This is a genomic window from Nocardioides insulae DSM 17944 (assembly GCF_000422825.1).
GTDB lineage: Bacteria > Actinomycetota > Actinomycetes > Propionibacteriales > Nocardioidaceae > Nocardioides > Nocardioides insulae.
Window position 1 is genome coordinate 17,824 of the sequence record NZ_AUGU01000017.1, and the last position, 23,014, is coordinate 40,837.

Below are 23,014 nucleotides of genomic sequence, written 5' to 3' on the forward strand. Positions count from 1 at the left end.
CAGAATCGCACGGCATCACCCCGTTCCGTATCCGGAGTCGGTCCGCCACCATGGGGAACCATGACGGACCTGCTCCCACCTCAACCCGCCAGCCCCCACGGTTCGGACGACGGTGTCGCTCCTGACTTCGACGCCATCACCGTGGCCGACCTCCGTCGTACCGGCGGACTGAAGTGGCGGGCCCACCCGGATGCACTGGGCGCGTTCGTGGCCGAGATGGACTTCGGCCTCGCCGACCCGATCCTGGAGGCGGTCACCGGGACAGCTCGCGACGGACTGACCGGCTACCCGCCGGAGTGGCTCACCGACGATCTCCGGACCGCGACCGCCGCGTGGCAGCGCGATCGCTACTCCTGGTCGATCGACCCCCATGACGTCACGCCCACCGCCGACGTGATCCACGCCTACGAGATCGCGATCCGACACTTCTCCCGCCCGGGCTCACCGGTGGTGCTGCTCACCCCCGCGTACTACCCGTTCTTCTCGATCGCCGAGACCATCGGCCGCGAGACGATCGAGGTGCCGCTCCATCTCGATGAACGGGGTTGGACTCTGGATCTCGACGAACTCGACCGCGCCCTGGCAGCGGGGGGCGGGCTCGTCGTGCTCTGCCACCCGCACAACCCGATCGGCAAGGTGTACGACCGCAACGAACTGCTCGCCATCGCCGAGGTGGTGGAACGGCACGACGCACGCGTGTTCTCCGACGAGGTGCACGCACCCCTGGTGTACGCCGGGACGAGACACATCCCGTACGCCACCATCAGCGATACGGCCGCAGCCCACGCACTCACCGCCACCTCGGCGTCCAAGGCGTTCAACCTGCCCGGACTCAAGTGCGGGCAGATCATCACCAGCAATCCCGCCGACCGGACCCTGGTGGAGGAGTTGGGGATGACCGTGTCCCACGGCGCCTCGACCCTGGGCATCGCGGCCAACACCGCGGCGTACCGCCGTGGCGGCGCCTGGCTGGCGTCGGTGGTCGACTACCTCGACGGCAATCGCCACCACTTGACGGGACTCCTCGCCGAGCACCTGCCCGAAGTGCGGATGCACCCACCGGCGGCGACCTACTTCGGCTGGCTGGACGTGCGCGGGGTCGGAATCGAGGGAAGTCCGGGCGACTTCTTCCTCGAGCACGCGAAGGTGGCACTCAATGACGGCGAGCCGTTCGGGCAGGTCGGCTCCGGGCATGTCCGCCTCAATTTCGCCACCCCGCGGCCGATCCTGACCCGGATCATCGAGGCGATGAGCGCAGCCCTGGAAGGGCGCCGCCGCAGCTGAGGACGCGCGTGCCGCCCACCAATGGGTTGGACATCGGTGACACCGCCCCGTACCTTTGGTGAACAGAAGGTGAACAGGAGGTGTCCCATGAAGGACCACGCCGTGACCAAGCGCCTCGAGCTGCGCTGGATCCGTACCGTCGACGCACAGGGTCGCGCCCGACTCGAGTCCCACTGGGTCGAGCCCGCCGCGCGCCCGGTGCACGCCCGTCAGGCAGCCTGACTGCCGCGACTCCCGCCGCCGCATCCCGTTTCCGGGGATGCGGCGGCGTCGTCATGTCGGCGACCGATTTCGCGGATCGCCGATCGCGCCCTTGGACTTTTTCCGTACGGTCGGGAATGAACGGGCCGACCACCCCGTTGGGATCGTTGCATCTTCAATCACTCCAAGGAGCACACAACGATGGGCATCTTCAACCGCAGCACGACCCAGACCGAGACGTTCGACGCGCCGACCGCCGCCATCGAGGACATCAGCGGCGACTACGCCCTCGACGTCAGCCACAGCCGGCTCGGCTTCAGCGCCCGCCACGCGATGGTGACCACCGTGCGCGGCTCGTTCAAGGAGTTCGAGGGCACCGCCCACGTCGACACCGCCAAGCCCGCCGCCTCCTGGGTGAAGCTGACCATCAAGGCTGCCTCGGTCGACACCGGCAACGCCGACCGCGACGGTCACCTGCGCTCCGGGGACTTCTTCGAGGACGACACCAACCCGGACATCACCTTCGTCTCCACCGCGGTCGACTTCGACGGCGAGACCTGGAACGTCACCGGCGACCTGACCATCAAGGGCACCACGAAGACGGTCACCATCCCATTCGAGCAGACCGGTTCGGCCAAGGACCCCTTCGGCAACCTCCGCGTCGGCTTCGAGGGCGCCACCGCCATCAGCCGCAGCGACTGGGGCCTCAGCTTCAACGCCGCACTCGAGACCGGCGGCGTCCTGGTGTCGGAGAAGATCAAGCTCGAGTTCGACATCTCGGCGATCAAGAGCGCCTGACCCGGCGCCACCCGCACAGACGCGAGGGCCCCGCTACGCCGCATGGCGTGGCGGGGCCCTCGTCGGGTCGGGAGCATTCCCCGACCCGACCCGAACCGGAGCCCTCAGCCTCGCTGCCAGCCCTGTCCGCCACCCGAGCCCGGGCGTCCGTGCTGCTGATGCATCCGGCGGCGGCGCTTCTTCACCAGGATGAAGACCACCAGGGCAAGCACGAAGACCAGCCACGGCTTGACCATGAAGAGGAGCACGCCGAGGGCGACCACCGCGAGCACCAGCCAACCAGGCATCCCCCGCACCGGCGGCCCGCCGAGCGGGCGCGACGGCGGCTGCGGAGTCGGCGGGGCCATCGGCAGGTCATGGAACAACATCCGCAGGTCGGCGGCGGTGCGCGCGCTCCAGACGGCGTCCAGGCGCTCGTTGTACTCGTCGTGGTCCAGGCGCCCCTCGGCGAAGTGATCACTGAGCCTCGCTGCGGCCCGCTCCCGGTCGGCGTCGGCGATCCGATAGAAGTCGTCGCTCATCACGGTTCCTCGATCTCGCCGTCGATCGACTCGTCCGGGTCGGTGACCTCGGCGTCTCGCGCCGTATTGGAGTCCGGACCGTCGGCGAGGATGCCGTAGAGACTCCGGCGGGCCGAGACCAGCACCTCGACGGCGGCACGGCGCTGCTGCTCGGAGCCCGAGCTCACGATCTGCCACACCGCACTCATGACCTGCCCGATCTCGCTGCGCAGGTCGACGCCATCGACGTTCTCGGGGCCACCCTCCTGGCTCCCTTGCCGCTCACGGTCGAAGGGGCCCCACACCGCAGCCAACTCGTCGGCCTGCTCGGCGACGTACCGCTGGCCCTCCTCGGTGAGGCGAAGCGCGCGCCGTCCCTGGGTGTCGTCGCCCTCGACCAGCCCCTCGTCCTCGAGCTGCTGGATGGTCGGGTAGACCGAGCCGGGGCTGGGGCGCCACGCGTCGTTGCTGCGCTCGGCGATCTGCTGGATCACCTGGTATCCGTTGATCGCCTCCTCGCGCTCGGCCGCCGCGCGGAGCACGTCCAGGATCGCGGAGCGCACGTCGCCCCGGCGGACCCTCGGGCCGCGCTGCGGCCTCGGCGGCTGCTGCTGGAAGCCCAACAGCCCCGCCACCCAAGGCGGCGGGCCCGGCGGACCGCTGGGTCGGGCATGGCCCCCGTGGCGCCCACCGGACTCGCCCCATCGGCCCCAGGGACCGTCCACCCAGTCACTCCACGGCGACCGGCCCTGGCTCTGGCACCAGGCACCTCGCTCGTCCTGCTCCCACGGGAGGGAGTACCCACGTCGTCCCATGATGGGACCTCCTACGACAGTCGACAATGTTTCGCGATATATCGCGAGCGTACGCCGACTGTCGGGCCCGGACAAGACGATTCCGGGTGAAACCTCCTCGCGACCCCTCAGCCCGGGATCCACCGATCGTCGCCGTCGCGAGCGTCACCAGGCGGGTGCCTGGAAGGAGGAGTGCCGAAGGCGCGCCGGAGGTCCGCCGAGATGCGAGAACGCGGTCGGCGGGCCCCGATGGTGGCGTGCAGCAGGCTCAGGATCGGAGGACCCCAGGCTCGGGCCTACGAGGCAGCGCTCACTCCCCGGCCAGCCAGGCGGCGTAGGCGTCGAAGGAGAACGGCCGGCCGAGGAAGTCGGCGACCAGGTCGGCGGCGTCCGCCTCGCCGCCACGGGCCAGGATCGTGTCGCGATAGCGCTGCGCGGTCTCCTGCGCGAAGAGCCGGTCGTGGTCGAACCTGCTGAAGAGGTCCTTGGCGATCACCAGGCTCCACATGTAGGTGTAGTACGCCGAGGAGTAGCCGCCCAGGTGGCCGAAGTTGGCGAACATGTGCGTGCCCTCGATCCACGGTGTCGGGGCGTAGGTCTCCTGCAGGGCACGCATCCGGGCGGTCAGGTCCGCGGGCCGCTCCTGGTGGAAGTAGTAGGACATCGCGGCGTAGAACATCTGCTGGCGTGCCTGGAACCCCTTGCCGAAGTCGTCGGCCGCACGCATCTTCGCGACCAGGTCGGCGGGGATCGGGCGGTCCTCGGCGTCGGTGGCGAAGGTCGCGAGGACGTCGGCGTCCCAGGCCCACTCCTCCAGCATCTGGCTGGGCGCCTCCACGAAGTCCCACTCGGTGGCCACGCCGGCGAAGCGCACCCACTCGCCATGGCCGGCCAGGACGTGGTGCAGCAGATGGCCGAACTCGTGGAACAGGGTCACCACGTGGTCGTGCTCCATCAGGCCGCGGGAGAAGTTGCAGACCAGGACGCCCTCGGGGAGCTGCCGGCCGGCGACCCCGTCGGTGAGGGTGAACTGGGCTGCGTGCTTGTACTTGCCCTCGCGGGGGTGGAGGTCCAGGTAGATCCGGCCCAGACGGGATGCCCGGGCCCCCTCCACGGCCGGGTGGACGTCGTACACGGCGACGTCCTCGTGCCAGACCGACGCGTCGTCCACCGGCTGGTAGCGCAGGCCGAAGAGCCGACCGGTCACCTCGAGCAGTCCGGCCCGGACCTTGCCGAAGTCGAAGTAGGTGCGGACCAGTTGCGCATCCACGTCGTAGTGCTCGCGGCGCACCAGCTCCTCGTAGTACAAGGTGTCGGCACCCGTCAGCACGGCTCCGGGCCGATCGCGGTGGTACCGCTCGGTCAGGACCTCGAGGTCACTCGCCATCGGCCCGGCCGCCGCGGCCGCGATCTTGTCGATGAAGGCAGGTATCGCCTCGCCGGTGCCGATCACCTTCACCTCGGCGTCATAGCTCGGCCAGTCGGGATAGCCGACCAGGGTGGCCAGCTCGTGACGCAGCTCGAAGAGCTCGCGCAGCATCGGGTCGGTGGCGGGCCAGCCGCGCTCGAGGAAGGCGACGGTGAGCTCGCGGCGTACGTCCGCGTCGTGGCAGAACATCCGCACCGGGAGCGCATCGGGGTAGTCGGTGGTCACCGTGACCAGGCCGTCCTCGTCGGCCGGGTGCGCGGCCAGCCAGTCCTCCGGGAGTCCGGCCAGACGCTCCGGCGCCACCCGGACGGTCCGGACGTCGTCCCGGATGACCCGACTGAAGTCCTGACCGAGCTGGGTCAGCCGCTCCTTGACCTCGGTCAGCCGGGCCCGGGTCGCATCGTCGCGGTCGACCCCGGATCGCCGGAAGTCCTGCAGGGTCTTCTCCAGCAGGCGCGTTGCGAGCGGGTCGAATTCGGCCGGATCGAGCGTCGAGACGACGTCGTACAGCGCGCGATCCTGGCTCAACTCGGTGACCAGCCGATCGACCTCGGCCTCGGCGTCCTCACAGGCACTGCGCACCTGCTCGACCGGGTGCACGTTGGCCAGCAGCGAGGCCAGCGCCGCGCAGTTGCCCAGCTCCAGGGAGATGTCGTCCCAGGCGCGCAGCACCTCGAGCGCGTCGCCCGGCGGATCGGTCCGCAGCCGCTCGGCGATGGCACGGGCCGCCTCGATCTGCACCGAGCTGCGCTCGGTGATCCAGGCCAGGGTCTCGTCGGGCGAGGACAGCGACAACGGGTTCACAGCACGACTCTAGGGAATCACTGATCGATACCGTCGACGTCGCGTCGCCGCGATCGGTTCAGCAGCCTCCTGACCGGGGCCGGACCCACTCGACGGGTTCGATACGTCGTCCGGCGCGATTCCCCATTTCCGGGCACGCTGGCGTGGCACTCGGAGCGGCACAGCGAGACCGACCTAGCGTGCTTGGCATGCGCACGACAGCGGTCGTCCTCCTCACGCTCCTGACGCTCGCGCTGCTCCCCGGGGTGGCGCACGCGGAGTCCAAGGTGCTCCGCGACGGGCCAACCGCCGGGACCCCGCCCGAGGCGGACATCTTGTGGGTACGCATCGCAGACCGGCCACGCACGATCCGGCTGGAGCTCACCTTCCGCGACCTGCGCGCCGGGCGGCGCGCACAGACCCGGGTGGCGATCCTCCCCTCGCGCGGGAGGAGCGATTTCCTCGCCACCGCGCTCCGACGTGCCAACGGCTCGGAACGCAATCGACTCATGGTCGCCACCGACCAGGAGTTCGGCGGTTCGCCGATCCCGTGCCGCGGGTTCCGCACCACCTGGCAGCCCGGGCAGGACCGGGTCGTCATGGTCGTGCCGCATCGCTGTCTCGCACCGCGGGCCCAACGACACCGGTTCAAGGCGATCGCCGGCTTCTGGACCTTCACCGGCCCGGGCGACTCCACTCGGTTCATCGGCCTCGATCGAGGCTGACGGCCTCGCCGATGCGCACCGGGGCCTCCAGCGCCCGCCCTCGGCGCAGCCCTTCGCGGTAGAGCGCGAAGCCACAGCCGAGCACCAACCCCACCAGGACGGCGACGTGGAGGGTGAAGCTCGATGGCCTGGCGGGGTCCAGGGCGGCGTAGACGCCGAGGTCACCGCCGACGTACCACGCCAGGTAGGCAGCCGGCGGGGCGAGCCAGCTCAGGGGGTACCACCAGCGCATCTGGTGATGATTGCGCCCGACCAGCAAGAAATCGGCGACCACCAACGCAGGCGTGACGACGTGCTCGAGCAGTGACCAGGTCTGCGTCAGATTGCCGTTCTGCATCGGCAGATAGGCGAGTCCCACCAACAGCATCAGGGTGACCAGACCGCCGCGCAGCCAGGGCGTGCGCGGTTCGGCCACCGCGAGACCGAGGAAGGCCACGGCCACGGTGAGGTTGGCCAACTGGCTCAGCGCCGTCCACCACACGTCGTACTCCCGCGCTGCCAACACCACGCCCGCCGCCGCGCACCCGGCGACGACCAGGCGCCACAGGACGACCGGCCACGAATTCATCCCCCGATGGTGTCACGTTCATCTGCCGTTCACCGTTTTGAAGGTGCTGATTGAGCCGTCGGCGGGACGCGGGTTTACCTTGGACGGCTGTGGCCCTGAGAGACCTGCTGGCGGACACCCGCCCCCTGCGCAACTCGCACTTCCGCAGACTGTGGAGCGCGCAGATCATCACCGTGATCGGGGCCCAGCTCACCGTGGTGGCGGTACCGGCGCAGATCTATGCGATCACCGGCTCCTCGGCGTACGTCGGACTCACCGGTGTCTTCGGGCTGGTGCCGTTGATCGTCTTCGGTCTGTACGGCGGTGCACTGGCCGACCACTTCGACCGCCGCACCATGATGATGGTGACCACCCTCGGCCTGATCTTCACCAGCGCACTGTTCTGGATGCAGGCCGCCCTCGGGCTGGAGAACGTCTGGCTGCTGCTGTGGCTCTTCGCGCTCCAGCAGGCCTTCTTCGCGGTCAATCAGCCGACCCGCTCGGCGATCCTGCCGAAACTGCTGCCGCTGAACCAGCTTCCGGCGGCCAACTCGCTCTCAATGACGGTCTTCCAGATCGGCGCCATCGCGGGGCCGCTCGTGGGCGGTGCGCTGATCCCGCTGCTGGGCTACACCTGGCTCTACCTGATCGACACCATCACCCTGTTCGCGACGCTGTGGGCGGTGGTGAAGCTGCCGCGCCTTCCCGTCCAGGGCGCGGGCTCCAAGGCTCCCGGCATCCGCTCGGTGCTGGACGGGTTCGTCTACCTCAAGACCCAGCCGGTCTTGATGATGTCCTTCGTCGTCGACCTGATCGCGATGGTCTTCGGCATGCCGCGCGCGCTCTTCCCGGAGATCGCGCACCTCGACTTCGGCGGTCCGGAGGAGGGCGGGCTGATCTTCGCGCTGCTCTTCGCCGCGATCCCGTTGGGCTCCGCGATCGGAGGCATCTTCTCCGGCTGGCTCTCCCGCGTCGAAGCGCAGGGCAAAGTCGTGCTCTGGTGCATCACGGTGTGGGGCCTGGGCGTGATCGGCTTCGGTCTCACCGTCTTCGCCGCCGACCATTTCACCACCCTGATGCTGGTGATCGGCCTGGTCTGCCTGATGGTGGCCGGTGCCGCCGACGTCGCCTCCGCCGCGATCCGCTCGGCCATGCTCCAGTCCGCGGCCGACGACAACGTCCGCGGGCGGCTCCAGGGGGTCTTCACCGTCGTGGTCGCCGGCGGACCGCGCATCGCCGACGTCCTGCACGGGGGCGCCGCCGCCCTGGTCGGCACCGCGGCCGCCACCGCCGGCGGCGGACTCCTCGTCGTCATCGGCATGGGCGCGGTCGCGCTGCTGGTGCCGGCGTTCGTCCGCTACCGCGTCACGCTTCCCGCCCGCTGACCCCTCGGGCCGAACGACGCGAGACTTCAGTCCCGTCCGCCGGGCCCCCGACCCGCCCTCATGCCTGGGGCCAGACGGCGCGGGACACGACCTGCCGGGGCCCCGGCTACCGGCGTACACCACGCCACAGATTCGGGGCCCGGAAGTCCTCCCGATGTGGCACAGATCACGCTAACGTCCCGTCATGGAGAAGTCGGCAGTCCGGCCCACGACCCAGCAGCGACTCGCGCGCTCGGCCGTCCTCGTCGTCCTGGCCGCGGTGGCGGCCCTCTTCATCTGGACCGGGATCTACGGCCTCGTCCAAGGTCCCGAGCAGAGTCTCGGGAGACCCCTGGACTGCGGCAACCCCGAGGGGGTCTTCCCCTCCCTGCAGCTCGGCTTCCTCACCATCGGCACCGTGTCCCTGGCGATGCTGGCCCTGCCGGCCTTCGGCCGGCCGCACCGGAGGGCCGGACTGCTCGTGACCGCCGGGGTGGCCTCGCTCGTCTCGGTGGTCTCGGCCGTCGTGATCGTGATCTGGCCCCTGGTCGGATCCACCGACATCGCCGCCCGCCCGTGCGGCATCACCCTGGGCTACTGGGGTCCGCTCCTGCCGATCCTGCCGCTCGCCGTGATCGCCACCGCCCTACTCTTCGAGACCCTGCGCGGCCCGCTCGTCCACGACGACGACTGATCCGCGCCCCAGCCGTCGGGCAGCGGCACGCAGATGGTGGGGATCGACGGACCCGGACCTCAGAGCAGGGCGCGGATGATCTCGTCGGAGAGGTCGGTGCGGACGGTGTGGGGGCTGGTGACGGTGAGCGCGGAGGCGGCCAGGCCATAACGGACCGATTCCCGTGCCATCAGCCCGTCCATCCGGGCATGGATGTACGCCGCCAGGCCGGCCTCCTCGGCCCCGGTCACGTCCACGGGGGCACCCAGCCGCGCGAGGAACTCGACGTCGACGGCCGGGGAACGAGTCATCCCCTCCTCGTCGCTGAACAGGGAGCCGTCGCGCCCCAGCCGCACCCAGACCTTCCGCACCGAGCGGCCGTGCAGCACCTGCACGGCCTTCTCCAGGTCGGCCTCCGTCTCGACCGGGAGTCCGCCGGCGAGGACGGCGAGTTCGGCCCGGGTGGGAGTGATCAGGTCGAGAGGGACGTCGGGGCCGAGCAGTTCCGCGATCCGCCGGGCTGACGGCACGCTGACCGGGTCCAGCACCACGCTCACCCCCACCCGGCTGGCCTCGGTGAGCGCCTGGTGCACCGTCTCGGCCGGCACCGTGCCATCCAGACAGACCGCTCCGGACCGCTCGATCAGGTCGCGGGCCGCGCGGACGGCGAGCGGCGAGATCTGCTCGGCTGCGTCGGTGTCGGCGATCCCGACGACGAGGTCACCCTCCGGGGTCAGCACGGCGGCATAGGTGCCGGTGCGCAGTTCGCGACGTCGTACGTGGCTGACGTCGACGCCGACCTCGGAGGTGCTCTCGATCAGCTCCGCGCCCAAGGGGTCGTCGCCCACCACGGAGACGAGGTGGACGCGGGTGCCGAGTCGGGCGAGGTTGTCGGCGATGTTGCGACCGACCCCGCCCGGGGAGAGCTGGGTGGTGGCGGGATTGCTGGTGCCGAAGACGACGGGGTCGCGGCTGATCGCCTTCAGATCCATGTTGGTGGCACCGATGACCACCACGCCGGCACCCTCCTGCATGCGCGAACCCTATCCGAGGAAGGTGCCGGCCTCACGCGGCGACAGGGGTCGCCGGGGCCGGTTGGTCCGTGCGCGCCTCCCGGCGGGGCACCAGGGTCAGCGCCAGACCGAGCAGCGACCAGGCCCCCAGCACGACGAGCGGTACGCCGACCCCGGCCCCGTCGAAGTAGGCGGTGCTGCGCAGCGCACTGCCCACCGCCCCCGGCGGCAGCAGCTGGCCGAGCCAGCCCAGCGGCAGCAGCTCGGGCGCGGAGGTGACCCCGGACAGCGGGTTGCCGACCAGCAGGACCAGCAGCGCGATCACGGCGATCCCTGCCGGCCCGATCAGGTGGCGCAGTCCGATGATCGGCAGCGCGACGGCGAGGACACCCAGCGACACCACCCCCGCGTTGGCCCAGTAGCCACCGCCGAGCACATCGAGCCAGCCCCACAGGATGCCGGTCAGGGCAAGCCCCGAACCGGCCGCGACCAGGAGCGCGCAGGCGACGCGGTCGCGGGTGCGGCTGAGCAGCATCGAAGTGACCGCACCGACCGCGATGCCACCGAGTGCCAGGGGCAGCGCGCCGGCTCCGAAGACCGAGCCGGTCGGGTCGCCCTCGGCCGGGGGCACCACGTCGGTCACGGTCAGTCCGGGTGAGCCGGCCGAGAGTTGCTGGGTGAGCATCCGGGCCACCACCGGGCTGGCGCCCGAGGCGATCAGGAGCTCGCTGGGTCCGTTGGGCCCGGTCACGACGGCGCCGTACGCGTCGCGGTCCTGGATCGCGTCCACCGCGGCCGCACGATCGTCGACCCGGTGAAGCGCGAGGGCATCCTCGGCGGACCCACCCTCGGCCAGGCCCTGCTCGACGGCGTGGACGGCCTGCTCGGGTCCGGCCACCACGACCGGGAGATCACGTGGCGCTAGCTCACTGATCGGCCAGGTGAAGGCGGCCAGGAGCACGGTCAGCAGGGCGATCAGCCCCGCTGCTGCGCCGAGCACCGACGCCACGGCCGGACGGGTGCTGCTTGGCATGGGAACCACTCCTTAAAAAGAACGTCTGTTCGTTATGAGTTCCAGGGTGGGTCGCTCGGCAGGCATCGTCAAGAACGAACATTCTTTTTTTGCCGAGCGGGTGGCATGATCCTCCGCATGCCGAAGGTCAGCGAGGAGCACCGCGCCCGGCGCCGCGACCAGATCCTGACCGCCGCCATGCGCTGCGCGGCGCGCGAGGGATTCCACAAGACGACGATGAGCGCGGTCATCCGCGAGTCCGGCCTCTCCGCCGGCGCGGTCTACCTCTACTTCTCCAGCAAGCAGGAGCTCATCCGGGCCGTGGCCGGCACCGCCGTGGGTGCCGTGGCCGGCACCCTCGGCGCCCTGACCGAGCCGGAGAACGTCGTTCCGCCCGAGCAGGCGCTGCTCGCCACCACCTCCAGGATCCTGGAGGTGGGCCGGGCCCACGATGTCGAGATCATCCGGGTCGCCCTCCAGGCCTGGGCCGAGGCGGCCCGCGATCCAGCCGTGCTCGCACTGCTCCATGAGGAGATCGCCGGGATCCGCGCAGCCTGGACCGACTATGCCGTCGCCGCCATCGCTGCCGGTCACCTCGCTGCCGACGCCGACCCCGTCGCCGTCGCGCGCACGCTGATGAGCATGCTCCCCGGCTTCATGCTGCTCCGGCTGGTCGACCCCAGCACCGACCCCGAGCAGTACGCCGCCGGCCTGGCCGCGCTCCGCCGGCCGGCCTCGCCGAGGTGAGCGGGCCCCGCGTCTCAGGGTTGAGTACGACGACTCAGGCGCCGGGCACCCGACCCACGGCATCGTGAGGGCATGCGAATCACCGCTCTGTTCACCGTCGCGACCGCCCTCGCGGTCACCCTGGCCGGGTGCGCGGACCCGAGCCGGCGGGCGGAGGCCGAATCCCTGCGTGCCGAACTGGCCGATCTGCCCGGCGTGGTGTCGGTACGCCTGCGCTACACCGAACCGGTCGTACTGGACTCCGGCAAGCTCTTCCTGCACACCACGATGGCCGAGACGGCCACCCCGGAGCAGATCGTCCGGGTGACCGAGACGGCCTACGACGCTTTCCACAGCACCCATCAGCACGAGGAGGCCGACCTCGCCGTCAGGGCCGGGAGGACCACCGTCGCGCTGCGCGCCTTCGAGCCGGAGGCCTCGGTCGACGCGGTCGGCCGGTCGGTCCTGCGCGGGCTCACCGCCGCACCCGACGGCGGCTCGGCCGCCATCGACCTGACCACCCAGCGCGTCCCGGACGGCGACCACGTGGCCGGCACCTACGTCCTCTCCCTGCCGTCGGGGTCGACCGCCGCCGAGGTCCCGGTGCTGCTCACCACGTTGGCCGGGCAGCACGACGAGTCCGAACTGATCGGCTGGGGCGGCGCCGCGGCGGACGGCTCGTCCCTGTCCTACGACTCCGGGTTCCCGCCCCCCGAGCTCCTGGCCAGGTGGGAGCGATTCCAGGCCGCCGGTCCGCGGCTGGCGGTACGGGCCTTCGTCGACGGTGTGCTGTTCGCGGAGGGCCGCCTCGCCTCGGCCTACGACCGCGGCAGCCGGGCCGAGCGTCGCGGGCTCGAGCGGGCGGTGCAGCGCCAACTGCTCGTGCTCGGCGACGGCGAGTGGGCCTACGACCTCGCCGACGCCGACGGCGGTCGCCTCGTCTCCATCGACCGCTATCTGTGCGAGCACTCCTCCGAGAGCCCCCTCGACGCCCGGCTCGAGGCCTGGGTCGTCGAGCGGCTCGGGCCGTGTCGCCCCCGGTGAGGTGGCGAGCAGCCCACGAACCGTCTCGCCCGCCGGCAGGGCACCGGACTTGCTAGGTTGCCGCCGGTGCCACGGCGCAGCCTGCGGTTCTGACTCGCCACGGCCCACCCGCCGTTCCGGCGGCGTACCGGTCTTCACCGACATCCACGAAGGGGCGGATCCATGCAACAGCGCACACTCGGTCGGCAGGGTCTGAGGGTCTCGGCCCTCGGCTACGGGGCGATGGGCCTGGCGATGGCCTACGGACCCACCGACGAGCGGGAGGCGACGGCCGCGATCAGGCGCGCCTTCGACCTCGGCGTCACGTTCTTCGACACGGCCGAGCTCTACGGCTGGGGCGAGGGCGAGAAATTGCTGGGGCGCGCGATCGACGGCTTCCGGGACGACGTCGTCATCGCCAGCAAGTTCGGCTTCACGAGACAGTTCGGCTACGACAGCCGCCCCGATCACATCCGCGAGGTCGTCGACAACAGCCTGACCTTCCTGGGCGTCGACCACCTCGACGTCCTCTACCAGCACCGGGTCGACCCCAACGTCCCCATCGAGGACGTCGCCGGCACCGTCAAGGAACTCATCGACGCCGGCAAGGTGACCTACTTCGGCCTGAGCGAGGCCGGCCCCCGCACGATCCGCCGGGCCCATGCGGTGCAGCCGGTCTCGGTCCTGCAGAGCGAGTACTCCCTGTTCACCCGCGAGGTCGAGTCGCTCTTCCCCGTCCTGGACGAGCTGGGCATCGGCTTCGTCCCGTACTCGCCGCTGGCGCGTGGCTTCCTCACCGGAGGCCTCAAAGGGTCCACCGAGGAGTACGACAGCACCGACAGCCGGCGCTCCGGGGCCGGGCTGCCCTGGTGGCAGCCTGGCAACTTCGAGCACAACCACGCGATCGTGCAGGAGCTCACCTCGGTCGCCGAGGGCAAGGGCGCGACCATCGCCCAGCTCGCCCTCGCCTGGCTGCTGTCCAGGGGCGAACACATCGTCCCGATCCCCGGCAGCCGTGACCCCCGGCGCGTCGAGGAGAACCTCGCCGCGGTCGACCTGGCCCTCGACGCACCGGACCTGGACGCGATCGAGAAGGCGCTCGGCGACGGGCCCGCCGGGCGACGCAACAGCGAGGGCGTGCAGTGGGACTGACTCCGGCAGCGCCGATCGGCGTCGGCGCCCCCGGGTGGTGGCGGGCGTGAGGTGCCCTTCGGTGGATCTCGGGTGAGCCGACGGGCCGGCCTCGGCTCCGGCTCGGGCCTCGACGCCTGACGTCCGGCCCCCAGGGTCACGGAGGTCGGCCAGGTTCGGGCAGGCTGGCGGGATGAGCAGCACCGCCGTGCGGATCCCGGCACCTCCGCGAGCCACCTTCGACTTCCTCGCCGAGCCGCGGAACCGGCCGCAGTGGCAGTCGAGCCTGCGCACCGTCGAGGCGCTCACCGACGGGCCGACGGGGGTCGGCACGCGGTGGCTCGACCGGACGGCGATCGGCGCGGCGCCCCGCCTCGAGATCACCGCGATGCGGCCGCCGTCGGGCACGACCGGTGCCGGGGTGTGGAGCGAGACCGGCCACTGGCGTGGCCTCACCGCCTCCGTGACGCTGGAGTTCCTCCCCGTCCCCACGGAGCCGACCGGTTCGAGCGGTTCGGGCGGTTCCGGTCGGCTCACCGATCCGGCCGCGGCCACCGACGTCGTCGTACGACTGGAGGTCACCGGGGCCGGGGTCTGGCGAGTGCCGGCGATGATCCTGCGGCTGCTCGCCCCGCCGGCGCTCCGTGCCGACCTGCGTCGTGCAGCCCGCCTCCTCGCGACCGGCCGGCCGGCTCCCGGCTGAGTCAGGCCGCGCCACCGATCCGGGCATTTCCCACCTGCCCGGTGGCGCGACGCGATCCTCCGTGCGCGACAGCCGCCGCGAGGTCGCCAACCGGTCCGGACCTCCGGGCGCCACTAGGATCGTCGGGGTGAGCACCGAGGCGCTTCGTCCCGACCACACCCTGCGCGTGTCCACGACCGACGGGCTGAGTTTGGCGGCGTTCCTCCACGGAGGGCCCGCGGCCGAGGACGCCCGGCCGACCGTGGTGCTGCTGCACGGCTACCCGGACGACCACCAGGTTTGGGACGGCGTGGTCTCCGCCCTCGCCGCAGACCACCGGGTCGTGACGTACGACGTGCGCGGGGCCGGCGCCTCCGAGGCGCCGCGGGGGCGCACCGGCTACCGGCTCACCCAGCTGGTCGCGGATCTGGAGGCGGTGCTCGACCGGGTGGCCTCCGAGGGCGCCGTCCACCTGGTCGGCCACGACTGGGGCTCGATCGCGGGGTGGGAGGCGGTCGCCGAGCCACGGGTCGCCGAGCGGGTGAGCTCGTTCACCAGCATCTCCGGGCCCGGTCTCGACCTCGCCGCCACCTGGCTGCGCGACGTCCGCGGGCACCCGGCGGCCTCGGGGCTGCAACTGCTCGAGTCGTCCTACATCCTCGCCTTCCAACTCCCCTACCTGCCCGAACTGGCCATCGGCCGCGGCGTCCTCGACCTGCTGGTGGGCCGGTCCAAGTCCGCCGGCGACGACGCCCGGCCCACCGACCGTCCGCTGCGCCGCCAGGACGCCGCGCAGGGGCTCGGGCTCTACCGGGCCAACTTCTTCGGCAGGGCGCTCCGGCCCGAGCCACGCAAGATCACGGTGCCCTGCCAGGTGCTCGCCCCCGACGACGACGTCCACGTCTCGAGTCGGCTGCAGCGGGAGGCCCCGGCGCCGTACTGCGCGCACCTGGTCACCCACGAGATCCCCGGCAACCACTGGGTCGTCGAGCAGGACCCCGACCTGATCGCCGACAGGTTCCGCGAGTTCGAGGAGTACGTCGCGGGGCTCGGCGACCGAGGCCCTGCCAGGTGATGCGACCCCTGGGGAGCAGGGACGCCGACTGATACCGTCCCGGCATCATGTACACCTTCGAGCAGTTGCGCGGCTTCGTCGCCGTCGCGGAGGAGCTCCACTACGGTCGCGCCGCCGAGCGGCTGTCCATGACCCAGCCGCCGCTGAGCCGGCTGATCCAGAAGCTCGAGCGGGAGATCGGCGTCCGGCTCTTCGATCGCGACAACCGTGGTGTCGCGATCACCCCAGCCGGCACCGCCTTCCTCGGCGAGGCGCGCCGGCTGCTGTCCCTGGCCGAGTCCGCCCCCGATCTGGCCCGGCGGATCTCGGAGGGGTCGGTCGGCACGATTCGGATCGGGTTCACCGCCGCGTCGTCGTACTCCATCCTGACGCCGCTGCTCGACCACCTGACCGAGGCTGCACCCGAGATCACCGTCGACCTGCACGAGATGGTCACCCGCGAGCAGGTCGAGTCGATGCTGACCCATGAGCTCGACCTCGGTCTGGCCCGCCCGCCCTTCGATCCCGCGGAGTTCCACAGCCGGCCGCTGCGCCGGGAGGACCTGGTCCTCGCCGTCCCCACCGGGCATCGGCTCACCGACCTCGACCGGCCGGTGCGTCCCGACGATCTGCTCGCCGAACCGCTGATCATGCACTCGCCCAGCGACGCCCGCTACTTCTACGACCTGGTGGTGAGCCAGTTGCCCGTCGTGCACGACAACGCGGTGCACACCGTCAGTCAGATCCTCACCATGGTCACCCTGGTCGGTGCGCGACGGGGGGTCGCGTTCGTCCCGGAGTCGACCGCCGAGCTGGGCCTGGCCGGGGTCGAGTACCTGCCGATCCGGACCACCCGCCGGCAGCCGGTCGAGCTCCACCTGCTGTGGCCGAAGGTCTCCCAGAACCCCGCCCTCGGAGTCGCGCTCCGCGCCCTGGCGGACTTCGGAACCACCGGGTAGCGGCCCGAGGTAATACCTGCCAGCTATCACCCGATGCCTGATTCGTGTTGGACGAGCATCACCGACCTCCTTAGTCTGGCCCTGGAACCAGACCGCCTGCAGCCCGAGGACGACACGTGACCACGCTCTCCCCCACGCCCGCCAGCACCGACACCGGTCGGCCCCCGACCATCGCGAGGGTGGAGGTCGTCCCCGTCGCGGGCCACGACTCGATGCTGCTCAACCTCAGCGGCGCGCACGCCCCGTACTTCACCCGCAACGTCACCGTCGTCACCGATAGCGAGGGTCGCACCGGACTCGGCGAGGTGCCCGGCGGTGAGGAGATCCGCCGCACCATCGAGGAGGCCGGCGCCGACCTGGTCGGCCACAAGGTCAGCGAGTACGGCTCCCTGCTGCGCCGCGTCCAGGCCACCTACGCCTCGCGGGACTCCGGCGGTCGCGGCCTGCAGACCTTCGACCAGCGCGTGACCATCCACGCGGTCACCGCGCTGGAGTCCGCGCTGCTCGACCTGCTCGGCCAGCACCTGGACGTGCCGGTCGCCGAACTCCTCGGCGAGGGCGTCCAGCGCGACCGCGTGCCGATGCTCGGCTATCTCTTCTACGTCGGCGGCCACGCCGCCACCGACCTGCCCTACGTCGTCGAGACCGAGGCGGCCGACGACTGGGATCGGGTACGCCGCCAGCCGGCCCTCGACCCCGCCGCCGTCGTCCGACTGGCCGAGGCCGCACAGGCCCGGTACGGCTTCCACGACTTCAAGCTCAAGGGCGGCGTGCTCTCCGGCGAGCAGGAGATCGCCGCCGTCCGCGCGCTCAAGGAGCGCTTCCCCGACGCCCGGATCACCCTGGACCCCAACGGCGGGTGGCTGCTGGCCGACGCGATCGACCTGTGCCGGGACGCCGCCGACGTGCTCGCCTACGCCGAGGACCCCTGCGGTGCCGAGGGCGGTTTCTCCGGCCGCGAGGTGATGGCGGAGTTCCGCCGCGCCACCGGGCTCCCCACGGCCACCAACATGATCGCCACCGACTGGCGGCAGATGGCGCACGCCGTACGCTCCGGCGCGGTCGACATCCCGCTCGCCGACCCGCACTTCTGGACCATGCGCGGCTCGGTGCGGGTGGCGCAGCTGTGCCAGGACTTCGGCCTCACCTGGGGCTCGCACTCCAACAACCACTTCGACATCTCGCTGGCGATGTTCACCCAGGTGGGTGCGGCCGCGCCCGGTGAGATCACCGCCCTCGACACGCACTGGATCTGGCAGGACGGCCAGGGCCTCACCCGTGAGCCGCTGCTGATCCGGGACGGCGCGATCGAGCTCCCGAAGCGTCCCGGCCTGGGCATCGAGCTCGACCGCGACGCGCTGGCCGCCGCCCACGAGCTGTACGTCGAGCACGGTCTGGGCGCGCGCGACGACGCAATCGCGATGCGCCAGCTCGTGCCCGGCTGGGAGTTCGACCCGAAGCGCCCCTGCTACGTGCGCTGATCCGCCCCGCGGGCTCTCCCCTGGTGGAGGGCCCCGCGCGGCATCCGAAGGTGTCCGCCGTCCCGTCCGGGTCGGCGGACTTCTTCGTCTCGCGGGGACCGATCGGGACCCGGCCCTGCGTTCACAGCGCGTCGTCGCCGGTGGGCTTTCCCTCGGCCCGCCCCGATCAGCCGGACGCCTCCGGTGGGCTTCCCGTCGGCCCGCCCCGCTGGGCCGGAACCGGGCACGGGCGCTCGGCGCCGCCGGGCCGGGTCAGGCGGTCGCGAGATGGACGGCCAGGAAGAGTCCGGCCGCCGCCACGGCGTACCGGGTGGGGCGCTCGGGGAGCACGCGGAGCAGACGCGGCCCCAGGGTGCCGCCGATCAGGGCACCGATGCCGAGTGCCACCGCCACCGGCCAGTGCACCGGTGCGATCACGATGTAGATGGCCGCGGCGACGGCATTGGCGGCCCCGGTGCTGACGTTCTTGACGGCATTCACGACCGGCAACGAGTCGTGGTAGCGGATCATCATCACCGCGAGCGCGATCACGCCGACCCCCGCGCCGAAGTACCCGCCGTAGATGCCCACCACGAAGATCACCAGACCCCAGGCCCACGAGCTGCCTGGCCCCGGCTCTCCGGCCGAGTGGCTCTGCGCGAAGGCCTTGATCCGATCCCGGCACAGGATCAGGACTGCGCCCAGGGCCACCAGCCAGGGCACGACCGCCTCGAACGCTTCCGCAGGGGCGGCGAGCAGCAGGGCCGCGCCGATGATCCCCCCGGAGACCGAGAGCGCGATCAGGCCGGGGAGCCGGTGCCCCTGGCCGCGCAGTTCGGGTCGCGAGCCGAGGATGCTGCCAGCGGTGAGCCCGAAGAGCGCCACCGTGTTGGTGACGTTGGCGTCGAGGGGATCCAGGCCGATGGCCAGCAGGGCGGGATAGCTGATCAGTGAGGCGAGCCCGGCCACGGATCCGGTCAGGCCGGCGCCGATCCCGGCCAGGAACATCACGACAAGGTCCACCGGAGTCATCCGGTGGACCTTGTCGTCGAGGTGGGTGTGGCGGTCAGGGTCGCCGGCCGAACTCGGCGGTGGCGACCGTCCACGCCCGGGCCTGCTCGCTGAGGGTGAAGCCGAGGCCCGGACGCTGTGAGACGTACATCCGGCCGTTGCGGGTCTCCAGCTGCTCGTTGAACAGCGGGGCGAGCCAGTCGAAGTGCTCCACCCACGGCTCGATCGGGTACGCCGCAGCCAGGTGGAGATGGATCTCCATGGCGAAGTGCGGGGCGATCTCGAGCTGCTTGGCCTCGGCGTACGCCGCCAGCTTGAGGAACTGGGTGATGCCGCCGATCCGCGGGGCATCCGGCTGGACGATGTCGGAGGCGCCCGCGTCGATCAGCCGGACGTGCTCGGCCACGCTCGCCAGCATCTCGCCGGTCGCGATCGGGGTGTCGAGAGCACGGGCGAGGTTGGCGTGGCCCTCGGCGTCGTAGGCGTCCAGCGGCTCCTCGATCCAGACCAGACCGAACTCCTCGAAGATCCGGCCCATCCGCATCGCGGTGGCCCGATCCCACTGCTGGTTGGCGTCCACCATGAGGGGTACGTCGGGGTCGAGCGCCTCGCGGACAGCGCTCACCCGGGCGACGTCCAGCCGCCAGTCGGGCTGGCCGACCTTGAGCTTGATCGCGCCGATGCCCGCCTCGAGGGAGCGGCCGGCGTTCTCGATGACCTCCTCGATGGGGGTGTGCAGGAAGCCGCCGGAGGTGTTGTAGGTCCGGACCGAGTCGCGGTGCGAGCCGAGCAGCTTGGCCAGCGGCAGTCCGGCCCGCTTGGCCTTGAGGTCCCACAGCGCGACGTCGATCGCCGCGATCGCCTGGGTGGCCAGGCCGCTGCGGCCCACCGAGGCACCCGCCCAGGTCAGCTTGGTCCAGATCTTGCCGATGTCGCTGGGGTCCTCGCCGATCAGCACCGGCGCGATCTCCTGCGCGTGTGCGAACTGGCCGGGACCACCGGCCCGCTTGGAGTAGGAGAACCCGACGCCCTCGTGACCCTGCTCGGTGGTGATCTCCGCGATCAGGAAGACCACCTCGGTCATCGGCTTCTGCCGGCCGGTGAGCACCTTGGCGTCGCTGATCGGGGTGCTCAACGGGAGCACCACCGAGGAGAGCGCCACGTGCGCGATCCGGTCGATGGTCGCCTCCGCGGAGGCGGCCGCCAAGACGGCGGCGTCAGAGGCGGTGAGCGCGCTGGTCGGGCGCGCGGTGCTGAGCGAGGTCACGAGGACTCCCTAAGGTCGGATCGTTCGGTCGGGCGGTTCGAGTGGCCGGGGTCAGGCCTCGGGCAGGCCGTCGACGCGACGGAAGATCTGCAGCGGGTTGTCGTCGCGGAGCTCGGCCGGGAGGAGCTCCGCGGGGAGGTTCTGGTAGGCCACCGGGCGGAGGAACCGCTCGATCGCGCGCATCCCCACCGAGGTCGTCGACGGGGCGGAGGTCGACGGGAACGGCCCGCCGTGGACCATCGCGTGCCCCACCTCGACACCCGTCGGCCAGCCACCGAACAGCACCCGACCGGCGATCAGCTCGAGCTCGCCGAGCAGCTCCCCGGCGAGGTCGTGGTCGGCGGAGGTCGCGTGCACGGTCGCGGTGAGCTGCCCCTCCAGGACAGCGACCACGGCGGCCAGCTCCTTCTCGTCGGCGACCCGGACGATCAGGGACGCCGGCCCGAACACCTCGCCCTGAAGGGCGGGCTGGGCCAGGAACTCGGCCCCGGTGGTCTCGTACAGCGCGGCCACGCCAGGGCAGGCGATGCTCTCGTCGGCGGCGCCGCCGGCCACCCGACGTACGCCGTCGGTGGACTCGGTCGCGCTGGTGCCACTGCGGTAGGCGCGGGCGATGCCCGGGTTGAGCATCGGCGCGGCGGCCACCTCACCGAGCGCGCGACCGGCCGCGGCCACGAAGGCGTCCGCGGACTCTCCCTCGATGACGAAGGCCAGGCCTGGCTTGGTACAGAGCTGGCCCGCGCTGCCGGTCACCGAGGTGACGAACTCGACGCCCAGCTGCTCGCCCTTCTCGGCCAGCGCGCCGGGGAGCAGGAAGACCGGGTTGACCGCCGACATCTCGGCGTACACGGGGATCGGGACCTCGCGCTGCTGGGCGAGGCGCACCAGGGCGAGCCCGCCGGCCCGGGACCCGGTGAAGCCGACCGCGGCGATCCGCGGGTCGGTCACGAGCGCGGCACCGAGCTCGTTGGAGGCGCCCTGGAGCAGCGAGAAGGTGCCCTCGGGCAGACCGTGCCGCTGCACGGCGGCACGGATGGCCTGGCCGACCAGCTCGGAGGTGGCCGGGTGGGAGGGGTGTGCCTTGACGACCACGGGCGCACCCGCGGCGAGGGCGGAGGCGGTGTCGCCGCCGGCCACCGAGAAGGCCAGTGGGAAGTTGCTGGCACCGAAGACGGCCACCGGCCCCAGCGGGACGGAGCGCTGCCGGATGTCGGGCTTGGGCGCCGGGGTCCGCTGCGGGTTGCCCGGGTCGATCCGGACCTGCAGCCAGCCGCCCTCACGCAGGGTCGCCGCGAACATCCGCAGCTGACCCGTGGTGCGACCGGTCTCGCCCGTCGCCCGGCCGGCCGGCAGTCCGGTCTCGGCGAGGTAGCGCTCGGCGATCGCCTCCGCGCGGGCCTCGATCTCCTCCGCGATGGACTCCAGGAACGCCGCCCGCTGCTCGGGCGAGGTCCGGCGGTACGCCGCGAAGGCGGTCGCGGCCAGCTCGGTCGCGCGGGCCACCTCGGCGGGGCCGCACTCGGCGTACTCGGGACCGGTGTGCTCACCGGTCGCGGGGTCGACGGCGCGGAACACGCCACCGGCGGTGCCGGTGACGTCGGCGGCGCCGATCAGGGAGGTACCGGTCAGGTCTGTCATGTCAGCTCACCTTGTCCACGAGGTTCGCGAGCTCGTCGAGCTCGTGCGGCAACAGGTCGGTCAGCGGGGCGCGCACCGGCCCCTGAGGGCGGCCGATGACCTGCAGGCCCGCCTTGATGATGCTCACCGAGTATCCAGGGGTGCGGTTGCGCAGGTCGCAGTAGGGGATCACGAAGTCGTTGAGCGCCGCCATCACGTGCGCCCCGTCCTGGCGCCGGACGGCGTCGTAGAAGTCGAGGGCGAACTGGGGAACGAAGTTGAAGATCGCCGAGGAGTACGTCGTCAGGCCCAGGCTCAGGTAGGGCAGCGCGAACATCTCCGCGGTGGGCAGGCCGCCGACGTACAGCAGGCGCTCACCGAGGCGGCTGTAGATCCGCGTCATCTGCTCGATGTTGCCCACGCCGTCCTTGAACCCGATCAGCGTCGGGCAGGAGTCGGCCAGCGCGGCGACGGTGTGCTCGTCGTAGATCGCGTTGGCGCGGTTGTAGACGATCACCCCGAGGTCGGTGGCGGCACAGACCGCGCGCACGTGCGCGGCCAGGCCCTCCTGGCTGGCCTCGGTGAGGTAGGGCGGGAAGAGCAGGATGCCAGAGGCACCGGCCCGCGCGGCGGCCCGCGCCAACTCCACGGCGGTGGCGGTGCCGTGCCCCGCGGGCGCCAGGATCGGCAGCCCCTCAGGAGCCTCCTCGACGGCTGCCCGCACGGTCTGCTCGACCTCGGCGGGGGTCAGCGAGAAGAACTCGCCGGTGCCCCCCGCGGCGAACAGGCCGGCGGCGGGGTACTGCGCGAGCCAGGAGATGTGCTCGCGATAGGTCGCGAGGTCCAGGTCGCCCTCGGAGGTGAAGGCGGTGACCGGGAAGGACAACAGACCGGAACCGAGCCGCTCGGCGACTTCGGTGGGAGACAGCTGGGACATCGTGAGCTCCTGGGATGACGGCGT

The 23,014-nt window shown here is 71.5% G+C and carries 23 protein-coding genes; 13 read left to right on the forward strand and 10 right to left on the reverse strand.

The window, feature by feature from the left end; all coding sequences use genetic code 11:
- Positions 1–60 precede the first annotated feature (60 nt).
- The 3 genes from G515_RS0108980 to G515_RS0108990 all read left to right on the forward strand — a co-directional run bounded on the left by G515_RS0108980 (position 61) and on the right by G515_RS0108990 (position 2,283).
- Positions 61–1,284: a MalY/PatB family protein gene (locus G515_RS0108980; RefSeq protein WP_051218075.1), complete on the forward strand. Its 1,224-nt coding sequence runs from the start codon at positions 61–63 to the stop codon at positions 1,282–1,284.
- A gap of 87 nt (positions 1,285–1,371) precedes the next feature.
- A complete protein-coding gene (locus tag G515_RS23915; protein ID WP_281168297.1) occupies positions 1,372–1,506 on the forward strand; it encodes a hypothetical protein in 135 nt (44 codons plus the stop codon).
- A gap of 180 nt (positions 1,507–1,686) precedes the next feature.
- Positions 1,687–2,283: a YceI family protein gene (locus G515_RS0108990; protein ID WP_028659880.1), complete on the forward strand. Its 597-nt coding sequence runs from the start codon at positions 1,687–1,689 to the stop codon at positions 2,281–2,283.
- A 104-nt stretch (positions 2,284–2,387) separates the two neighbouring features.
- On the opposite strand, the gene G515_RS0108995 is transcribed toward G515_RS0108990, so the two are convergent.
- The 3 genes from G515_RS0108995 to G515_RS0109005 all read right to left on the reverse strand — a co-directional run bounded on the left by G515_RS0108995 (position 2,388) and on the right by G515_RS0109005 (position 5,810).
- Positions 2,388–2,804, reverse strand: coding sequence for a DUF1707 SHOCT-like domain-containing protein (locus G515_RS0108995; RefSeq protein WP_028659881.1), 417 nt, complete (start codon positions 2,802–2,804; stop codon positions 2,388–2,390).
- Entirely contained in the window at positions 2,804–3,598 is a 795-nt protein-coding gene (locus G515_RS20435) for a PadR family transcriptional regulator (RefSeq protein ID WP_084653364.1), read from the reverse strand. The genes G515_RS0108995 and G515_RS20435 overlap by 1 nt, the downstream gene beginning before the upstream one ends.
- Before the next feature lie 289 nt (positions 3,599–3,887).
- Positions 3,888–5,810, reverse strand: a complete 1,923-nt coding sequence (locus tag G515_RS0109005; protein WP_051218079.1) for a M3 family metallopeptidase — start codon at positions 5,808–5,810, stop codon at positions 3,888–3,890.
- 188 nt (positions 5,811–5,998) lie between these two features.
- Here G515_RS0109005 and G515_RS0109010 point away from each other — a divergent pair, with 188 nt between their 5' ends.
- A complete protein-coding gene (locus G515_RS0109010) occupies positions 5,999–6,514 on the forward strand; it encodes a hypothetical protein (protein WP_028659883.1) in 516 nt (171 codons plus the stop codon).
- On the opposite strand, the gene G515_RS22650 is transcribed toward G515_RS0109010, so the two are convergent.
- A complete protein-coding gene (locus G515_RS22650; RefSeq protein WP_028659884.1) occupies positions 6,492–7,082 on the reverse strand; it encodes a hypothetical protein in 591 nt (196 codons plus the stop codon). The two genes, G515_RS0109010 and G515_RS22650, sit on opposite strands and share 23 nt — an antisense overlap.
- Before the next feature lie 89 nt (positions 7,083–7,171).
- On the opposite strand from G515_RS22650, the gene G515_RS0109020 reads away from it, so the two are divergent.
- Positions 7,172–8,446, forward strand: a complete 1,275-nt coding sequence (locus G515_RS0109020) for an MFS transporter (protein ID WP_028659885.1) — start codon at positions 7,172–7,174, stop codon at positions 8,444–8,446.
- Positions 8,447–8,630: 184 nt separating this feature from the next.
- Positions 8,631–9,119 (forward strand): hypothetical protein, encoded by a 489-nt coding sequence (locus G515_RS0109025; protein ID WP_028659886.1) that lies wholly within the window; start codon positions 8,631–8,633, stop codon positions 9,117–9,119.
- Between the two features lie 59 nt (positions 9,120–9,178).
- Here the strand turns inward: G515_RS0109025 and G515_RS20445 are convergent, their stop codons facing one another.
- Together G515_RS20445 and G515_RS0109035 are read right to left on the reverse strand one after the other, a co-directional pair.
- Positions 9,179–10,132, reverse strand: a complete 954-nt coding sequence (locus G515_RS20445) for a carbohydrate kinase family protein (protein WP_036555147.1) — start codon at positions 10,130–10,132, stop codon at positions 9,179–9,181.
- A gap of 31 nt (positions 10,133–10,163) precedes the next feature.
- Complete coding sequence (locus G515_RS0109035) at positions 10,164–11,144, reverse strand: hypothetical protein (protein ID WP_028659887.1); 981 nt, start codon at positions 11,142–11,144, stop codon at positions 10,164–10,166.
- Between the two features lie 117 nt (positions 11,145–11,261).
- Here G515_RS0109035 and G515_RS0109040 point away from each other — a divergent pair, with 117 nt between their 5' ends.
- The 7 genes from G515_RS0109040 to G515_RS0109070 all read left to right on the forward strand — a co-directional run bounded on the left by G515_RS0109040 (position 11,262) and on the right by G515_RS0109070 (position 18,179).
- Complete coding sequence (locus tag G515_RS0109040; RefSeq protein ID WP_028659888.1) at positions 11,262–11,870, forward strand: TetR/AcrR family transcriptional regulator; 609 nt, start codon at positions 11,262–11,264, stop codon at positions 11,868–11,870.
- Positions 11,871–11,942: 72 nt separating this feature from the next.
- Entirely contained in the window at positions 11,943–12,893 is a 951-nt protein-coding gene (locus tag G515_RS0109045) for a hypothetical protein (protein ID WP_028659889.1), read from the forward strand.
- 162 nt (positions 12,894–13,055) lie between these two features.
- On the forward strand, positions 13,056–14,024 hold the full coding sequence (locus G515_RS0109050; RefSeq protein WP_028659890.1) for an aldo/keto reductase: 969 nt from the start codon (positions 13,056–13,058) through the stop codon (positions 14,022–14,024).
- Between the two features lie 172 nt (positions 14,025–14,196).
- Positions 14,197–14,706, forward strand: a complete 510-nt coding sequence (locus G515_RS0109055; protein WP_028659891.1) for an SRPBCC family protein — start codon at positions 14,197–14,199, stop codon at positions 14,704–14,706.
- A 127-nt stretch (positions 14,707–14,833) separates the two neighbouring features.
- The gene (locus G515_RS20450) at positions 14,834–15,760 is read left to right on the forward strand and encodes an alpha/beta fold hydrolase (RefSeq protein ID WP_051218132.1); all 927 of its coding nucleotides are present in this window, start codon (positions 14,834–14,836) and stop codon (positions 15,758–15,760) included.
- Positions 15,761–15,807: 47 nt separating this feature from the next.
- A complete protein-coding gene (locus tag G515_RS0109065) occupies positions 15,808–16,698 on the forward strand; it encodes a LysR family transcriptional regulator (protein ID WP_028659892.1) in 891 nt (296 codons plus the stop codon).
- A gap of 116 nt (positions 16,699–16,814) precedes the next feature.
- Positions 16,815–18,179, forward strand: coding sequence for an enolase C-terminal domain-like protein (locus G515_RS0109070; RefSeq protein WP_245565312.1), 1,365 nt, complete (start codon positions 16,815–16,817; stop codon positions 18,177–18,179).
- A 252-nt stretch (positions 18,180–18,431) separates the two neighbouring features.
- Here G515_RS0109070 and G515_RS0109075 read toward each other — a convergent pair whose 3' ends face one another.
- From G515_RS0109075 to kdgD, 4 genes are read right to left on the reverse strand one after another with little or no spacing between them, the layout of a single operon-like run.
- Positions 18,432–19,190, reverse strand: a complete 759-nt coding sequence (locus G515_RS0109075) for a sulfite exporter TauE/SafE family protein (RefSeq protein ID WP_028659894.1) — start codon at positions 19,188–19,190, stop codon at positions 18,432–18,434.
- A gap of 34 nt (positions 19,191–19,224) precedes the next feature.
- On the reverse strand, positions 19,225–20,436 hold the full coding sequence (locus G515_RS0109080) for an L-talarate/galactarate dehydratase (RefSeq protein ID WP_084653367.1): 1,212 nt from the start codon (positions 20,434–20,436) through the stop codon (positions 19,225–19,227).
- 51 nt (positions 20,437–20,487) lie between these two features.
- Entirely contained in the window at positions 20,488–22,074 is a 1,587-nt protein-coding gene (locus G515_RS0109085; protein WP_028659896.1) for an aldehyde dehydrogenase (NADP(+)), read from the reverse strand.
- 1 nt (position 22,075) lies between these two features.
- Positions 22,076–22,990: a 5-dehydro-4-deoxyglucarate dehydratase gene (kdgD, locus tag G515_RS0109090; RefSeq protein ID WP_028659897.1), complete on the reverse strand. Its 915-nt coding sequence runs from the start codon at positions 22,988–22,990 to the stop codon at positions 22,076–22,078.
- Between the last annotated feature and the right edge of the window lie 24 nt (positions 22,991–23,014).

What these genes read in the sequence shown, in the direction of transcription:
- G515_RS20435 (WP_084653364.1), bottom strand. Translation starts at nt 3,598, where the DNA reads ATGGGACGACGTGGGTACTCCCTCCCGTGGGAGCAGGACGAGCGAGGT.
- G515_RS23915 (WP_281168297.1), top strand. Translation starts at nt 1,372, where the DNA reads ATGAAGGACCACGCCGTGACCAAGCGCCTCGAGCTGCGCTGGATCCGT.
- G515_RS0109035 (WP_028659887.1), bottom strand. Translation starts at nt 11,144, where the DNA reads ATGCCAAGCAGCACCCGTCCGGCCGTGGCGTCGGTGCTCGGCGCAGCA.
- G515_RS20445 (WP_036555147.1), bottom strand. Translation starts at nt 10,132, where the DNA reads ATGCAGGAGGGTGCCGGCGTGGTGGTCATCGGTGCCACCAACATGGAT.
- G515_RS0108990 (WP_028659880.1), top strand. Translation starts at nt 1,687, where the DNA reads ATGGGCATCTTCAACCGCAGCACGACCCAGACCGAGACGTTCGACGCG.
- G515_RS0109010 (WP_028659883.1), top strand. Translation starts at nt 5,999, where the DNA reads ATGCGCACGACAGCGGTCGTCCTCCTCACGCTCCTGACGCTCGCGCTG.
- G515_RS0109050 (WP_028659890.1), top strand. Translation starts at nt 13,056, where the DNA reads ATGCAACAGCGCACACTCGGTCGGCAGGGTCTGAGGGTCTCGGCCCTC.
- G515_RS0109040 (WP_028659888.1), top strand. Translation starts at nt 11,262, where the DNA reads ATGCCGAAGGTCAGCGAGGAGCACCGCGCCCGGCGCCGCGACCAGATC.
- G515_RS0109065 (WP_028659892.1), top strand. Translation starts at nt 15,808, where the DNA reads ATGTACACCTTCGAGCAGTTGCGCGGCTTCGTCGCCGTCGCGGAGGAG.
- G515_RS0108980 (WP_051218075.1), top strand. Translation starts at nt 61, where the DNA reads ATGACGGACCTGCTCCCACCTCAACCCGCCAGCCCCCACGGTTCGGAC.
- G515_RS0109085 (WP_028659896.1), bottom strand. Translation starts at nt 22,074, where the DNA reads ATGACAGACCTGACCGGTACCTCCCTGATCGGCGCCGCCGACGTCACC.
- kdgD (WP_028659897.1), bottom strand. Translation starts at nt 22,990, where the DNA reads ATGTCCCAGCTGTCTCCCACCGAAGTCGCCGAGCGGCTCGGTTCCGGT.
- G515_RS0109045 (WP_028659889.1), top strand. Translation starts at nt 11,943, where the DNA reads ATGCGAATCACCGCTCTGTTCACCGTCGCGACCGCCCTCGCGGTCACC.
- G515_RS22650 (WP_028659884.1), bottom strand. Translation starts at nt 7,082, where the DNA reads ATGAATTCGTGGCCGGTCGTCCTGTGGCGCCTGGTCGTCGCCGGGTGC.
- G515_RS0108995 (WP_028659881.1), bottom strand. Translation starts at nt 2,804, where the DNA reads ATGAGCGACGACTTCTATCGGATCGCCGACGCCGACCGGGAGCGGGCC.
- G515_RS0109025 (WP_028659886.1), top strand. Translation starts at nt 8,631, where the DNA reads ATGGAGAAGTCGGCAGTCCGGCCCACGACCCAGCAGCGACTCGCGCGC.
- G515_RS0109075 (WP_028659894.1), bottom strand. Translation starts at nt 19,190, where the DNA reads ATGACTCCGGTGGACCTTGTCGTGATGTTCCTGGCCGGGATCGGCGCC.
- G515_RS0109055 (WP_028659891.1), top strand. Translation starts at nt 14,197, where the DNA reads ATGAGCAGCACCGCCGTGCGGATCCCGGCACCTCCGCGAGCCACCTTC.